Below are 13,694 nucleotides of genomic sequence, written 5' to 3' on the forward strand. Positions count from 1 at the left end.
CCTGTTCGACGGCGATTTCGCTCGTTTCGAAGCGGCCGCCGCGGAAGATCCGTGCGTCGGTGTAAATGGTTCTCATCCTTTGAGGCGCAAAAAAATAGGGCAACCGAAACAGTTACCCTAATAAAACAACAAATCCCGCATCCGACGGAGACTGAAACCCCGACCAATAGTCGTGCTGCCGGAAAACCTGCGCCGAGAAGATGTCGTGGTTACAATTCATAGGATACGGGTCTCGCTATAATTGTGCACAAAGGTAAGGCATTTTCGCGGAGCGTGCAAACCTTTGGACGGAAAAATTTTTCGACGCCCCACAACGGGCGGAACTGATGGCACCATAAGAAATACCGATTCCCCGGGATCGTTTTTTTCCGCCGGAAGCACTATCTTTGCCCCCGGAAGCAACGGAGCGGAGGCCATGCTGCAAAGGTTATTATTATAAGGATGCAGCCTTCGGCCGCGCCGCCCGCAAGTCGGACCAAACACGAAAAAACACATGGACACGAACATACTCGTCCCGCTGCTGCTTACACTCGGCGCCGGTCTGGCAACCGGCATCGGCAGCGCCATCGCCTTCTTCGCACGGCGCACGAACAAGCGCCTGCTCTCTTTCTCGCTCGGCCTCTCGGGCGGCGTGATGATCTACGTCTCGTTCGTCGAGCTGTTTCACGAAGCCAACCTCTCGCTCTCGGCCGAATGGGGTCCCCGGCTGGGCTCGGTGGTCACCGTGGCCAGCTTCTTCGCGGGAATCCTGCTGATCGGCATCATCGACCGCCTCGTTCCGTCGGTCGAGAACCCCCACGAGGCCCACAGGGTCGAGGAGATGGACAAACAGCCCCGCAACCCGAAGCTCATGCGCATGGGCGTGCTGACGGCGCTGGCCATCGGCATCCACAACTTTCCCGAAGGTATCGCCACCTTCACGTCGGCGGTGGACAACATGACCCTCGGCGTAGCCATCGCCGCGGCCATCGCCATCCACAACATTCCCGAAGGCATCGCCGTCTCCGTTCCCGTCTACTATGCTACGGGCGACCGCGGCAAGGCCTTCCGCCTCTCGCTGCTCTCGGGCCTGGCCGAGCCCGTCGGCGCCCTGCTGGCCTATCTGGTACTGATGCCTTTCATGTCGGCGACGCTCATGGGCTGCATCCTGGCCGGCGTGGCGGGAATCATGGTCTTCATCTCGATCGACGAACTGCTCCCGGCCGCACGCGAATACGGCGAGGCCCACACGTCGATCTACGGCGTGGTGGCCGGCATGGCCATCATGGCCGCCAGCCTGATACTCTTGAACTGACACCATGGATATTCTGTTGCTCGTCGTCGGGCTGGGGCTGATCCTCGCCGGCGCAAACTTTCTGACTGACGGTTCGGCGGCCCTCGCCCAGCGTTTCCGCGTTCCGGAATTCATCATCGGACTGACCATCGTGGCCGTCGGCACCTCGGCCCCCGAACTGGTCGTCTCGCTGCTCTCGTCGATCGCCGGCAAGAGCGACGTGGCGATCGGAAACGTCGTCGGGTCGAACATCTTCAATGTCTTCGCAATCCTGGGCGTCTGCGCCCTGATCCGCCCGCTGCCGCTCACGCGCGGCAACATCCGCCGCGACATCCCCTTCGGCATGGTCGCCTCGCTGCTGTTGCTGGCACTGGTTTCGGACTCGTTCTTCCGCGGCGGAGCTCCCGACCGAATCGGACGCGGCGACGGAGTGGCGATGCTTGTGCTCTACATCCTGCTGATCGGTTACACGATCCGCCAGGCACGGCGCTCGGGTCCACCGGCCGAAGAGACGGCAGGACGCCGGCCGATGGCCGGATGGCTCATGGCGGTGATGATTGCGGGAGGACTGGCCGGACTGATCTTCGGAGGCGAGCTCTTCCTCGACAGCGCCACGTCCATTGCCCGGAAACTCGGGGTGAGCGAATCGGTCATCGCCCTGACACTGGTGGCCGGAGGCACATCGCTGCCCGAGCTGGCCTCGTCGGTCGTCTCGCTCGTCAAGGGCAAGTCGGACATGGCGCTGGGCAACGTCATCGGATCGAACATCGCCAACATCCTGCTGATCCTCGGTCTGAGCGCCACGATCCGGCCGCTCACGCCGGGCGGCATCACGATCGTCGATTTCGGCATGGTCGTGCTGAGTTCGCTGCTGCTCTTCGTCACGGCCTTCACGTTCCGACGCCGGAGCGTGGACCGCTGGGAAGGCGCTCTGTTTCTGGCGATCTATGTCGCCTACCTCTGGTATTTGATCAGGTAGCGGTCGATCAGCCGCGGAACGGCATACTCCCCGAGCGAATCGCTCGCGACGGCCATGCCCCGGGCCGCAGGGGTCAGCAAAGGGGTTTCGATGCGGTGGACGACGGCATGGATTGTCCGGTGCGAAAGACGGTGCAGGGGCAGGACGACGCTGCCGAGCAGCCGCCACGGAGCATCGCCGAGCAGTTCGGCAAAGCGCGGCTCGGAAGTCAGACAGGTAAAATCGACGGCCGCCGGAGTCTCGATCAACGGAAACTCATAAAGCCCCTGCCAGATGTCGCGCCCCTCGCGGCGGCAGAGCAGTGTCCAATTGCCGGAGGTAACGTGCAGGTAGTTGAACCAGCGGTCGCGGAGCTGCGTGCGGCCCTGCCTGACGGGACGGTCGGCCACGGTGCCGGCCGCCAGGGCCAGGCACCCCTCCGAGAGGGGACACGCTCCGCAACGGGGTGACGAAGGGGTACATTGCAGCGCCCCGAAGTCCATGATGGCCTGGTTGTATCGCCCCGGGGCGCGGCGGTCGAGCTGCGTCTGCGCCAGTTCGGCGAAGGCCTTCCGGCCGGCCGCGGTGTCGATCGGCTCGGCCACATCGAACAGCCGCGAAAGTACCCGGTAGACATTGCCGTCCACGACGGCACAGGGGGCGTCGAAGGCGGCCGAGCAGACGGCCGCAGCGGTGTAGTCGCCCACACCGCGCAACGAGCGCACCGATTCATAGTCGGAGGGGAAGCGGCCGCCGAAACGGGCGACGACCTCACGGGCGGCGGCATGGAGGTTGCGCGCCCGGGAGTAGTAGCCGAGCCCCTGCCAGAGTTTGAGCACCTCGTCCTCGGAGGCGGCGGCCAGGGCGCGGACATCGGGAAAGCGCTCCGTAAAGCGCAGGTAGTAGTCCATACCCTGTGCCACGCGCGTCTGCTGGAGGATTACCTCGGAAAGCCAGATGCGGTAGGGGTCGCGGGTCCGGCGCCACGGCAGGTCGCGCCCCTCGCGGGCGTACCAGTCAAGCAATATGTCGGCGATACGGTCCATCATCGCCCGCAAAAATACGATTTCGGAACCATATTTGGAGGGGTTCCGGCAAAAAACCGCAGCAACATGGAAAAGAACCCACACACGGTCACGGACAACACGGCCGGACACCGCTACGAACTGGAACTCGACGGCGATGTGGCGATCCTCGAATACGAAGAGCAGCCGGGCTGCCGCATCCTGACGCACACCATCGTTCCGCCCCGCTTCGAGGGGCAGGGAATCGGACGCGAGCTGGTCGAGGCCGCACTCCAGGACATCCGCGACCGGGGGCTGCGCTTCCGGCCGCTGTGCAGCTTCATCATCCGCTACGTCGAGCGGCATCCCGAATGGACAGCGCTGGTCGATAAGGGCAGGTAGTCCGGCCGGCCGCCTCGCCACCCCTTCCACCCCTTCACCCCCGACCTGTTCTCGCCCGATCCGTCCGGTGACGCCCGACACACACCCCGTCCAGGTTCACCTTTTCGGGGGAGAAGAGGAATTTTTTTATTTGAAAATTTGGTTTATTTTATAAACTACTTTATATTTGCATCAACCAAACAACCTCCGCGAGGAGCCAAACCGGGAAAACATGGAAAAGACCGATCGCGAAACCAACCTCCGGTCCCTGCCGGATTGCGACGAGGAGCGCGACTACCGTTAAAACCACCAAAAACCAATACCATGAAAACACGACTTGTCTGCCTGATTCTGGCTCTCGGCTCGGCCGTTATGGCCACAGCNNNNGATTCTGGCTCCGGGCCCGGCCGTTTTGGCCACAGCCGCCGAACCGCTGAAAATCACCATCTCGGGGCTTCGCTCCGACAAGGGACGCATACTGTGGATGATCCAGGACGGAACAACGCAGCAGCACGGGATGACGGAGCCCGCAAACGGCAATGCCGTCATCGAAATCGGCGGCATCCGCTCCGACTCGGTGACGCTCTACGCCTATCACGACGAAAACAGCAACTACCGGCTCGACCGCCGCGACGACGGCCGCCCGGCCGAGGGGTGTTGCTCGCCCACGATCCGCAGGGAGGAGCTCTCACGCGGCTGCAGCATCGCCCTGCGCTACGACTTCGGCCCGGTATCGCCGGCCGCGCACGACGAACAGAGACACAACCGCATCCCGGAACAAAAATAAATCGCTATCTTTAACCCCGTAATCCGCAAGCATCATGGAAGAAAAACGCCTCGATGCCGCCGAAAGCCTGGAGCTCATCGGCCGCATGATCCGCAACACCCGCCAACGCCTCGAGCGCCACTCGGGCCGCCCGTTTCTCATCTGGGGCTACACGACCGTCGGCATCTCGCTGCTCAACTACGCGTTCAACCTCACGGGCGCCGATCCGAACTGGAGCCTGAGCTGGTTTCTGATCCCCGTACTCGGCTATACGCTCATGCGCCTCTTCCCCGAAAAGCGGCCCACCGACCCGCGCACGGAGATCGACCGGATCGTCCATATGCTGTGGCTGGTCTGCTCGCTTGCGCTGATCCCGATTTTCCTGCTCTGCCTCTTCCACGGACTCTCCTACCGTCCGAGCCTCTTCGCGCTCATCAGCCTCACGATGTCGATCGGCGCCGCCTCTACGGGCCTGATCGTCCGCTCAAAGATCTACACCGTGGCCGGATTCGCAGGCATGGGCCTCTCGACACTCTTCGCCTTCTATGACTTCTACCTGAAGCAGCTCTCCGGAACGACCGGAATCGACGCCTCGTACCTCAACTTCGAGATCCTGATCTTTGCGGCCATTTTCCTCGTGATGATGGTCATTCCGGGTCACATCATCAACTGCCGTGCAAAACAAGAAAAAGAGAAGAACCATGAAACCTGCTGACAACCGCCTTCCGGAAAAGGAGGCGCTGGAGCTTATCGCCCGCGTCTTCGAGAGCAACATGCGGCGCATGAACCGTGTACGCGGCGGCCACTTCATCCTGTGGGGAACGGTTCTCACGCTCACATCCCTGCTCGAATACGGACTGTGGAGACTCACAGGCACGCCGCAGATACTGTGGAGCGCCTTCATCCCCTTCATCTGTTCTTATATCGGAATGAGCGTACACGACCGCCGCACGGGACGCACCTGCACGGGTTTCGACCGACTGCTCATCCAGATCTGGTGCTACCCCGCAATGCTCTCTTTCGCGGCGATCGTCTATGCCGCCGCGCTGACCGACCACTCGATGAATCCCGTGGGCGTCGTACAACTGCTGCTGGGCACAGCCCTTGCAGTCACCTCGGAGTTCTATCGGGGCAAAGGGTCGCAGCACTCGGGATCGTTCGCCGCACTGACAGGTCTCGCCCTCGCCGAAATGATCTGGGCTTTCGAGTGGACCTTCCGGACTCCCTTCGACTTCGACAGCGGCACATGGCTGCTTGAACTGGCCGCACACGGCGTGCTGCTCCTGCTGCTCCCCGGATTCATTTTTCAACACATAACCCGAAAGCCGTGTTCAAAGAACTGAATCCCCTGTTGCACTCGGAGCTGCGGCTGGCCGTCATGTCGATCCTCATCGGGGTCGAAAGCGCCGACTTTGTCTTCCTCCGCCAGCAGACCGGAGCGACGGCCGGGAACCTCTCCGTGCAGTTGGACAAACTGGCAAAGGCGGGATACATCGAGATCGAGAAGAGCTTCCGCGGCAAGATGCCCCGCACCCTGTGCCGCATCACCGACTCCGGACGCGATGCCTTCGCCGAGTATGTCGAGGCGCTCAAGAGCTACATCCGGGTATGAGGCAGAATGGACGCAAGCGACCCGCCCCGGGCATCCGGGGCGGGTCGCTTGATTTACGGGCGTTTCAGAGCGAGCAAAAAAAGGTTACCAGAAACGGCACGCTGAAATCCAACGCGCACCCGTGGAAGATCGAGACCACGGCATAGGGCCGTCCGGCCGCCCGGGTGATGATCGGCAGGGTCGTATCGAAGGTCGTGGCTCCGCCGATCGACACGGCGGCCAGCGGGCCGAAAAGGCGGGCGACAAGGGGAGCGGCAAGCAGGGTGAAGATCTCACGCATGACGTTGCAGAGCAGGGCAACGGTAGCCAGCTCGGGCCCCCGGAAGTCCGTAATGAAAATACTCGAAAGCGAATAGTATCCGAACCCGGCGCCGACGGCCAGCGTGTCGGCCACACTCCAGGGCAGCAGGAGTGCCGAGACGGCAGCACCGAGCAGCGTGCCGAAAGCCGTGGCGAGAGGCAGCAGGGCCAGGCGCGGATCGAGTTGCCGGACACGGCCGGCCAGCGAGGCGTCGTGGCCGAGCGTGATGCCGACGCAGAACATCAGGGCATAGAGGACCCAGGTGCTGATTCCCGTACCGGCCACGTTGAACGGCGTGAAAAGCCCCACGAGGCTTCCCGCCACAAAGAAGGCCACGATGACGAGGCTTCCCTTCAGGGCAGTCCACATCGATTGCCCGGACGACTCTTCGGCAGGCCTGCCATCGCCGTCGTCCTCTTCCTGGGGCTTCGCGGTTCCAGCGCTCCGGTGCCGGCGGATACGCCGCCACAGCAGCCACGAGGCTGCGATGCTCCCGACAACGGAGCATGCAAAGACAGCGAGCGCCGCAACACCGAGCGTAGCCAAACCACCGACCACCTCGGGGTCGGAGCCGACCTCGACTCCCAACAGGAACAGCAGCAGCCAGATGATCGCGGTGATCGCCGGCTGGACAAAGCCGAGGCGTCTGCCGCGAAACAGACACCCCGAGAGGATGCCTCCGAAGATGACGGCAAAAATGAGGAACATTGCGATCAGTCTGTGGATGAGGTGAGTTTTTCAATCTGACGTTCGGCCTCGGTGCGCAGGTTCTCGGCCTGCTTCTCGGCCTCCGAGATCAGTTTGTCGCCCGCCTTCTCGGCCGCCAGTTTGGCCAGCGCTCCCTTCGACGCGGCAGCCTCGACGAGCTTCGTACGCTGCTCGCGGGCGGCCTCGATCAGTTTGTTGCCGGCACGCTCGGCCTCGGCACGCAGGTTTTCGGCCTGTTTGGCAACCTCATCCGAGAGCGATTCGCTGCCCGTCAGCTTCTGGATCTGCTCGTCCACGACATTCTTGACAGCCTGTTCGGCAGCCTGCTTCACGTCGAGCGAGACCTTCGGGTCGGTGAACGTACCGCCGATCCCCACATCGACCGTCTGCAGGATCCCGTTGTCGGGCAACGAAACGCGCGCCGTATAGTCGATCGTCTGATCAAGGCCGGTCGAGCCGCCGAGGTTCACGGCGACGTCGCCCAGCTGGAGGTCGAACGGCTGGGTGGTCACCCGACCGTCGCGCACGGCAAAGCGGACAGCCACGTCACGCGCCTCGATGCGGCGCAGCCTGTCGTTCTTGAGGGCCGTGGCCAGCGCATCGAACGCCTTGAGGTTCTGGATCTCGATGTGCTCCGACCGCAGTTCGCCCGAGGCGGTCAGCGTCCCGAGGTCGGGCGAAAGCGAGGCGTCGAGCGCCGTCGAGAGATCGAGTGAAAGCGAATAGTCGCCGCCCGTCTTCTCGAAGACCGGGGCCAGTTTCTGCACGACCTCCAGCTGCTCGAAGGTCTTGGCAAAGGAGCCCTTCGACATGCTGGCCGCAAGCGACAGCGAAGGATGCTCGCCGGCCGTCGAGAGACGCCCCGAAGCCGTGGCCTTGCCGCCGAATGCACCGAGCGACAGACGCTCGAGCGACACGGCGCCTCCGGAAACGCGGATCTCGCCCGATACATCCGAAAGGGTCATCTTCCGGAAGAGCACCTCCTTCAGGTCGGCGTTGAGCGAAAGGTCGAGGTTTTGCGGCACGACAAGCGGCTCGGTAGCGGCCGCCACCTCCTCTGCCGCCACCGCCGGCCCGCCCCCCCGCCCCCCCCCCATCGGCAGGCTCGCCGTCCGGCTCCCCGGCAGCAGGTGCCGAGGTCGCCGAGGAGAGCAGTTCGTTGAGATCGAGGCAATCCGACTGCACGTAGAGCCGGCCCGAAAGACGGTCGCCGCGCAGCATATAGCCGATGTAGTTGGTCAGCTGGCCGTTGGCTTCCACGTCGCTGCGTCCGACCGTCAGCCCGAACTCCCCGAGGGTCAGTGCCGCAGGCGAGATGGTCGCCGCGGCACGGCGGATCTTCACGTCGGGAAGCTGCGGGAGCGTGAGACCCAGCTCCTCGACGACAAGCGTGCCCTTGGCCCCGAGTTTGTCGTAGCGGTTCTTCTCGATGTCGGACATCCGCCCTGAAACCTGGGCATCGACCGCAATGCGGCCGCCGAGCTCGGTCCCCTTCTCCAGCGGATAGACCTTGCCGACCGTCCCCAGATCGACCCGCCCGGAAGCCGAAGCCCGGAAGGTCGGATCGCTGGCAAGATTGGTGGCATAGAGAGTAGCCGCAACCGTATTACCGGCCATGTTGAAACCGAATTTCGAGAGATCGACCACCGTACGGTCCATGGTGCTGCCCGGATTCGTGACCGACAGGTCAAGGCCGATGTCGGTCACCCCGGCCGGAAGCGAGGCATAGCGGAAACTGCCGTCGCGCACCTCGGTTTTGAACTCGAAGGCCGGAAGTGTGCTGCCCCGCATCTCTCCCTTGGCCCAAAGGGACATGGAGAGTTCGCCGGAGGCCTGAAGGCCGCGATAGTCACGCGTATAGAGAACCGGCACGAGCGACAGCACGTCCTTGAACTGGACCTCCTCGCAGGCGGCCCGCATGTCGAGGTTCACCGACTCGTCGCCCGTCTCGGCCCATCCGTCGAGCGTCAGTTCGATGGCATTGAGCCGCAAGCGGTTCTCCGAGAAGGTATAGCGCCCGTTCGCCAGGTCGGCGTCGATCGAGGCCTCGAACTCCGACTCGGCATCGCTCAGCAGCGGAATGCCGCCCGAGACAAGCCGCAGGGCCCCGGCCTTCATCTTCAGGTCGAGCGACGTATGATCGGCCGAAAGGTCGCCGCGAAGGCGCAGCGAGAGGGGTGTCGTCGAGAAACGCATCCCGGTGGAGTCGTCCTCGTAGCGGATCGAGGCATCCGAGATCCGGAAATCGCGGACCGAAAGCCGGAAGGCCGATCCTCCCTCGGAGGACTCCCCGCCGGCGGTCTCCTCCGTCTCGGCCGGTGCAGCCTCGTCCGAAGGCTTCATCACGTCCCAGTTCACGGCGCCGTCCTCAAGTTTGTGCGCATGGAGCGAGGGCGAGGCCAGGATCACCTTGGTCACCTCGAATCCGCTGTCGCCGAACAGCGACATGAGATCGACCACAACCGAAATGCGCGAGGCCGCGGCGATCGTATCGCCCTCGAAGCGGCCGGCACCCACCAGCGTCAGCCCCTTGAGTTCGACCGACGCATGCGGGAAGTGGCGCAGCAGGCTGATGTTCAGCCGCTCGAAATCGAGCTTCGCAGCCAGCATGCCGTTGGCTTCCCGCTTCACGATGTCGGAGATCTTTCCCCGCAGCGCCATCGGCGCCACCAGCGCAACGAGCAGCAGGATGCCCAACGTCACGCCAGTGATTTTCAGCAACTTTCTCATATTCTATCCGTTTTTCGGGCGAAGACCGCAGTCTCCGCCTCCTCAAATCCCACCTTGCGGTAGAGGGCACGCGCCGCACGGCGCGCCGCCGACGAAGTCAGCATGACGCGCGGGACCCCGACAGCGGCAGCCCGCGACAACGCCTCGCGGACCAGCGCCTCGCCGATGCCCGCACCCCTCCGGGCGGCATCGACCACCACATCCTCGATCCACGCCTTGCGGCCCGACGGAACGTCGTACCACACCAGCGTCAGAGACCCGACGATACACCCGCCGCACTCGGCCACGAGCAGCACCGAAGAGGGCGACCCGACAATCCGCCGGAGCGCCTCCGCATCGGGAGCCTGCAACCGCTCCGAAAGCTGGGGCAGAAGACGTCCCAACGCCTCCACAAGATCCGGCGTCACCTGCCGGACGACCCGGATGCACGGCCCGACGGCCTCCGCATCGGGACATGGAACAACCTCCGGACTTCCCCCGGAAGCCGGAACACCCGCAATCGGATCACACTCCATCGACGCCATAGATACCCGTTCTCGTCGCGACCATGTCCGGCCGCATCTCCCACAAAGTTAATCTTTTTATACGAAACGACGCACCATTTCCCGAAAAAAGCCTATTTTTGCACGTATCCCGCGGCACATGCACAACACCGCGAAGAGGCCGCCCGGGCCGGTTCCGGAGCGGCAACCTGCCCCAAAAACAACGAGACCATGAGACTCCGCGAACGACTCCTCGGCATGGCCGACACCGCCTACCGCGACTTCCAGCAGTCGCTGCTTCCCGGCATCGACCGCATCATCGGCATCCGCCTGCCCCTGCTGCGGCAGATCGCCCGCGAGACGGCCCGCGGCGACTGGCGCAGCTACCTCGAAGCGGCCGAAGACCTATACTATGAGGAGCGGATGCTGCAGGGGCTGGTCATCGGCTACGCGAAGTGCCCGCCCGAGGAGAAACTGCGCTATGTGGAGCGCTTCATCCCGAAGATCGACAACTGGGCCGTGTGCGACTGCTCCTGCTGGCGGCTGCGTCCCGCCGAGCGGGAGCCGATGTGGAGTTTCATCCAGCCCTACTTCCGCTCCGGGGACGAGTTCGGCGTGCGCTTCGCCACGGTCATGGCGACCGCGAACTTCATCGACGAGGAACACATCGATGCCCTGCTCGAACGGCTGGGAGAGATCCGCCATACGGGCTACTACGCCCGCATGGGCGTGGCCTGGGCCGTCTCGGTATGCTTCGTCAAGTGCCCGCAGCAGACCCGCCCCTGGCTCCGCTCGTCACCGCTCGACGACTGGACGCATAACAAGGCCCTGCAGAAGATCGTCGAGTCGTACCGCGTGAGCGACACGGACAAGGCGCTGGTCCGGACCTGGAAACGTCCGGCAAAATAACGGCCCGCAGAGGCGGCATTCTGCAAAATAATCGTATATTTGTGTATTGGAAACAAAACACCCGATCATGCGTAAACTCGTAATCATCCCCACCTACAACGAAAAGGAGAACATCGCTGCAATGATTTCGAAGGTTTTCTCGCTCGAGGAGGAGTTCGACCTGCTCGTCATCGACGACGGGTCGCCCGACGGGACCGCGACGATCGTCCGCGACCACCAGGCGAAGTTCCCCGGGCGGCTGCATCTGGTCGAGCGCAGCGGCAAGCAGGGGCTCGGCACGGCCTATCTGGCGGGGTTCCGCTGGGGGCTGGACCACGGCTACGACTACATCTGCGAGATGGACTGCGACTTCTCGCACAACCCCGACGACCTGGTGCGGCTCTACCGCGCGGCCGCCGAGGGCAACGACGTGGTGATCGGCTCGCGCTACGTGCAGGGGGTGAACGTCGTCAATTGGCCCATGTCGCGGCTGCTGATGTCCTACTTCGCCTCGGTCTACGTGCGCACGGTGACGGGCATCCCCGTGCGGGACGCCACGGCCGGATTCGTCTGCTACTCCCGCCGGGCGCTGGAGACGATCGATCTCGACGCGATCCGCATGAAGGGATACGGCTTCCAGATCGAGATGAAGTACACGGCCTGGAAGCTTGGGCTGCGGCTCAAGGAGGTGTCGATCATCTTCGTCGAGCGGCGCGAGGGGGTCTCGAAGATGTCGGGAGGCATCTTCCGCGAGGCTTTCTTCGGGGTGCTGGGACTGCCCTTCCGGACGATCCGCAAGGCCGCCGGACGCCAATAGGGGCCCTGCTGCCGGAAAACCGCCAAGGTCCGGGCCATCTTACGACAAAAACAAGGGTGAAAAACGAATACGGCCGTTCCGTCGGAGTCCGACGGAACGTTTTTTTCTGCCCGGAAGCGGGATCAGAAGGTGAAGAAATAGTTCATGAAGAAATTCCAGAAGGTCACGACCCCCGTAGCGAAGAGTTTCGAAAGATAGAAGTTCATTCCGAACCGATGGTGGAGCAGGTAGATCGTGGCGTTGTTGATCGCCAGGCCGACGGCCGCAATGCCCAGGAAGCGCAGGTACTGCCCGGCGATGTCGGGGTTCTCGTTGTGGAACGTCCAGAGGCGGTTGAAGATGTAGTTCGAGGTCGAAGCGCAGAGGAAACCCAGCGAGTTGGCCACATACTTGTTCAGGCGCAGCCACTCCTTGCACAGGTAGGTGATTCCGAAATCGACGAAAACACCCGATCCTCCGACCACGCAGAATTTGATGAACTGTTCGATCATGGGCGAACCTCCGTCGGGAGGGATTTACCGTTAAACCAGTTGGTATAGCCTTCGCGGACCAGCGCGAAACCGACATCGAAGCGCGCACCCGCCAGCTCCTGCGGGATGCCGAACACGACCGTATCGCGTACCGAAGCGCCGGCAGGAAGCGTCAGGCGGTTGGCCAGGGGGAACTCCTCGACCCGGAACCGTCCATGTTTCCAGATTATCGCCAGGCGGGTCGCCCCGTCGATCGGAATGTCGTAGGGATAGGGATTCGAGAGAGTCAGGTCCAGGCGCAGCGTGTCGCCTGCGGCCGTCTGCTCCGGAAGCCCGGCAAAGGAGACATCGACCCGGCGGACCGGTCTGAAATCGGGATCGACGAACCACGTGAAACTCCGCCCGTTCGCCAGACGGATCGTCCGGATGCGCCCGGTCGTATCGACTCCGGACGGCGCCGGGCACTCGACGAGCACCTCCCGGCCGGCGAAGCGCGTGTCGTCGTCGCGGAACTGCCACTGGTGGGTCCGGTAACGGATGTTGGGCTGGCAATAGGCCTCGCCGCCCGTATAGAAGCGGTACTTGGCCGCCACCGCATAGTTGTGGCGGAAGACGACCGGACGGCCGTCGGCCTCGGCGGCGATGGCCCCGTAGCTCTCCGGATTGTCGAAGACCTCGAAGCGGATGCCCAGCGGGTTGAAGATCATCTCGAGGCGCACGAGCACAAGCAGTGCGAGGGTTACACCGCCCGCCCGCATGACGTAGCACCGCGTGCGGGGATGGCGGCGGACATAGCCGAAGAGCATGGCCACGAATCCGAAGCAGGCGACGATCACCCACTGCGGCTGCACGTAGCCCCGGAAGGCCGAGAGCAGGAAAAAGAGAATGAAGGCCACGGGCAGGAGCTTCAGCGCCCGGCCGGCGGCCGTCTGCGGCCGGACCTTACGCCACGCCTGCACGCAGAGCGGCACGAAGAAGGGGTTGAAGACCACGAGCATGTTGGCCAGGAACTCCACGACATAGTCAAACCGGAAGACCGAGTTGCGCGACGAGAGGTGGTAGACGAACGACGCCCAGTCGTGGTTGTACTGCCAGATCAGGTGCGGCACGAGCAGCAGGGCCGCCACGGCCCCCGAGAGATAGAGCGTCGGGCGCCGGAGCAGCCGCGGATTGGCCGCCAGGGAGAAGAGGACCACCAGCGCCCCGTGATATTTGCTGTAGGCCATCAGGGCCATGGCCACACCCATCCACAGCCAGGCCCGGGGCCGGCGTTCGGAGAAGCGTTCGAAAGTCAGCAGGAAGAG

15 protein-coding genes (1 of these 15 running past the window's edge) are annotated in these 13,694 nt (G+C 63.4%); 9 read left to right on the forward strand and 6 right to left on the reverse strand.

The genetic code is table 11. The annotated features are described in order from the left end of the window. The first annotated feature begins 493 nt into the window (after positions 1-493). Both zupT and QZL63_RS08485 read left to right on the forward strand, forming a co-directional pair. Positions 494-1,294 (forward strand): zinc transporter ZupT, encoded by an 801-nt coding sequence (gene zupT / locus QZL63_RS08480; RefSeq protein ID WP_022308889.1) that lies wholly within the window; start codon positions 494-496, stop codon positions 1,292-1,294. A 4-nt stretch (positions 1,295-1,298) separates the two neighbouring features. Next, complete coding sequence (locus QZL63_RS08485; protein WP_022308890.1) at positions 1,299-2,252, forward strand: calcium/sodium antiporter; 954 nt, start codon at positions 1,299-1,301, stop codon at positions 2,250-2,252. On the opposite strand, the gene mutY is transcribed toward QZL63_RS08485, so the two are convergent. Further along, positions 2,228-3,277 (reverse strand): A/G-specific adenine glycosylase, encoded by a 1,050-nt coding sequence (gene mutY / locus QZL63_RS08490; protein ID WP_022308891.1) that lies wholly within the window; start codon positions 3,275-3,277, stop codon positions 2,228-2,230. The two genes, QZL63_RS08485 and mutY, sit on opposite strands and share 25 nt — an antisense overlap. 66 nt (positions 3,278-3,343) lie before the next feature. Between mutY and QZL63_RS08495 the strand changes: the two genes are divergently transcribed. From QZL63_RS08495 to QZL63_RS08515, 5 genes are all read left to right on the forward strand, one after another. Then, complete coding sequence (locus QZL63_RS08495) at positions 3,344-3,637, forward strand: GNAT family N-acetyltransferase (protein WP_022308892.1); 294 nt, start codon at positions 3,344-3,346, stop codon at positions 3,635-3,637. A gap of 496 nt (positions 3,638-4,133) precedes the next feature. Further along, the gene (locus QZL63_RS08500) at positions 4,134-4,403 is read left to right on the forward strand and encodes a hypothetical protein (RefSeq protein ID WP_022308893.1); all 270 of its coding nucleotides are present in this window, start codon (positions 4,134-4,136) and stop codon (positions 4,401-4,403) included. 34 nt (positions 4,404-4,437) lie between these two features. Beyond that, positions 4,438-5,097 (forward strand): hypothetical protein, encoded by a 660-nt coding sequence (locus QZL63_RS08505; RefSeq protein ID WP_022308894.1) that lies wholly within the window; start codon positions 4,438-4,440, stop codon positions 5,095-5,097. Next, the gene (locus QZL63_RS08510) at positions 5,084-5,725 is read left to right on the forward strand and encodes a hypothetical protein (RefSeq protein WP_022308895.1); all 642 of its coding nucleotides are present in this window, start codon (positions 5,084-5,086) and stop codon (positions 5,723-5,725) included. The genes QZL63_RS08505 and QZL63_RS08510 overlap by 14 nt, the downstream gene beginning before the upstream one ends. Beyond that, entirely contained in the window at positions 5,710-5,994 is a 285-nt protein-coding gene (locus QZL63_RS08515; protein WP_022308896.1) for a winged helix-turn-helix domain-containing protein, read from the forward strand. Before QZL63_RS08510 ends, QZL63_RS08515 begins: the two co-directional genes overlap by 16 nt. A 64-nt stretch (positions 5,995-6,058) precedes the next feature. On the opposite strand, the gene QZL63_RS08520 is transcribed toward QZL63_RS08515, so the two are convergent. The 3 genes from QZL63_RS08520 to QZL63_RS08535 all read right to left on the reverse strand — a co-directional run bounded on the left by QZL63_RS08520 (position 6,059) and on the right by QZL63_RS08535 (position 10,140). Then, positions 6,059-7,003: a lysine exporter LysO family protein gene (locus QZL63_RS08520; protein WP_022308897.1), complete on the reverse strand. Its 945-nt coding sequence runs from the start codon at positions 7,001-7,003 to the stop codon at positions 6,059-6,061. Between the two features lie 546 nt (positions 7,004-7,549). Further along, the gene (locus QZL63_RS11755; protein WP_441293899.1) at positions 7,550-9,733 is read right to left on the reverse strand and encodes an AsmA family protein; all 2,184 of its coding nucleotides are present in this window, start codon (positions 9,731-9,733) and stop codon (positions 7,550-7,552) included. Then, on the reverse strand, positions 9,730-10,140 hold the full coding sequence (locus tag QZL63_RS08535; protein ID WP_290586575.1) for a GNAT family N-acetyltransferase: 411 nt from the start codon (positions 10,138-10,140) through the stop codon (positions 9,730-9,732). Before QZL63_RS08535 ends, QZL63_RS11755 begins: the two co-directional genes overlap by 4 nt. 306 nt (positions 10,141-10,446) lie before the next feature. On the opposite strand from QZL63_RS08535, the gene QZL63_RS08540 reads away from it, so the two are divergent. Next, complete coding sequence (locus tag QZL63_RS08540; RefSeq protein WP_022308901.1) at positions 10,447-11,124, forward strand: DNA alkylation repair protein; 678 nt, start codon at positions 10,447-10,449, stop codon at positions 11,122-11,124. A gap of 67 nt (positions 11,125-11,191) precedes the next feature. Further along, on the forward strand, positions 11,192-11,920 hold the full coding sequence (locus QZL63_RS08545) for a polyprenol monophosphomannose synthase (protein ID WP_022308902.1): 729 nt from the start codon (positions 11,192-11,194) through the stop codon (positions 11,918-11,920). A 122-nt stretch (positions 11,921-12,042) separates the two neighbouring features. Here the strand turns inward: QZL63_RS08545 and QZL63_RS08550 are convergent, their stop codons facing one another. Continuing rightward, positions 12,043-12,411: a GtrA family protein gene (locus QZL63_RS08550; RefSeq protein WP_022308903.1), complete on the reverse strand. Its 369-nt coding sequence runs from the start codon at positions 12,409-12,411 to the stop codon at positions 12,043-12,045. Next, positions 12,408-13,694 carry the 3' portion of a glycosyltransferase family 39 protein gene (locus tag QZL63_RS08555; RefSeq protein ID WP_022308904.1) on the reverse strand. Its footprint extends 555 nt past the window's final position, so 1,287 of the gene's 1,842 nt are visible here — the last part of the coding sequence; its start codon lies off the right edge, out of view; its stop codon occupies positions 12,408-12,410. The genes QZL63_RS08550 and QZL63_RS08555 overlap by 4 nt, the downstream gene beginning before the upstream one ends.

This window comes from Alistipes sp. CAG:268 (genome assembly GCA_000434235.1).
In the GTDB taxonomy this organism is placed as follows: domain Bacteria; phylum Bacteroidota; class Bacteroidia; order Bacteroidales; family Rikenellaceae; genus Alistipes; species Alistipes avistercoris.

Bases quoted from the DNA above. Each gene is read 5' to 3' on its own strand.
- zupT (WP_022308889.1), top strand. From the start codon at position 494: ATGGACACGAACATACTCGTCCCGCTGCTGCTTACACTCGGCGCCGGT.
- QZL63_RS08505 (WP_022308894.1), top strand. From the start codon at position 4,438: ATGGAAGAAAAACGCCTCGATGCCGCCGAAAGCCTGGAGCTCATCGGC.
- QZL63_RS08485 (WP_022308890.1), top strand. From the start codon at position 1,299: ATGGATATTCTGTTGCTCGTCGTCGGGCTGGGGCTGATCCTCGCCGGC.
- QZL63_RS08540 (WP_022308901.1), top strand. From the start codon at position 10,447: ATGAGACTCCGCGAACGACTCCTCGGCATGGCCGACACCGCCTACCGC.
- QZL63_RS08495 (WP_022308892.1), top strand. From the start codon at position 3,344: ATGGAAAAGAACCCACACACGGTCACGGACAACACGGCCGGACACCGC.
- QZL63_RS08520 (WP_022308897.1), bottom strand. From the start codon at position 7,003: ATGTTCCTCATTTTTGCCGTCATCTTCGGAGGCATCCTCTCGGGGTGT.
- QZL63_RS11755 (WP_441293899.1), bottom strand. From the start codon at position 9,733: ATGAGAAAGTTGCTGAAAATCACTGGCGTGACGTTGGGCATCCTGCTG.
- QZL63_RS08545 (WP_022308902.1), top strand. From the start codon at position 11,192: ATGCGTAAACTCGTAATCATCCCCACCTACAACGAAAAGGAGAACATC.
- QZL63_RS08500 (WP_022308893.1), top strand. From the start codon at position 4,134: ATGACGGAGCCCGCAAACGGCAATGCCGTCATCGAAATCGGCGGCATC.
- mutY (WP_022308891.1), bottom strand. From the start codon at position 3,277: ATGGACCGTATCGCCGACATATTGCTTGACTGGTACGCCCGCGAGGGG.
- QZL63_RS08550 (WP_022308903.1), bottom strand. From the start codon at position 12,411: ATGATCGAACAGTTCATCAAATTCTGCGTGGTCGGAGGATCGGGTGTT.
- QZL63_RS08510 (WP_022308895.1), top strand. From the start codon at position 5,084: ATGAAACCTGCTGACAACCGCCTTCCGGAAAAGGAGGCGCTGGAGCTT.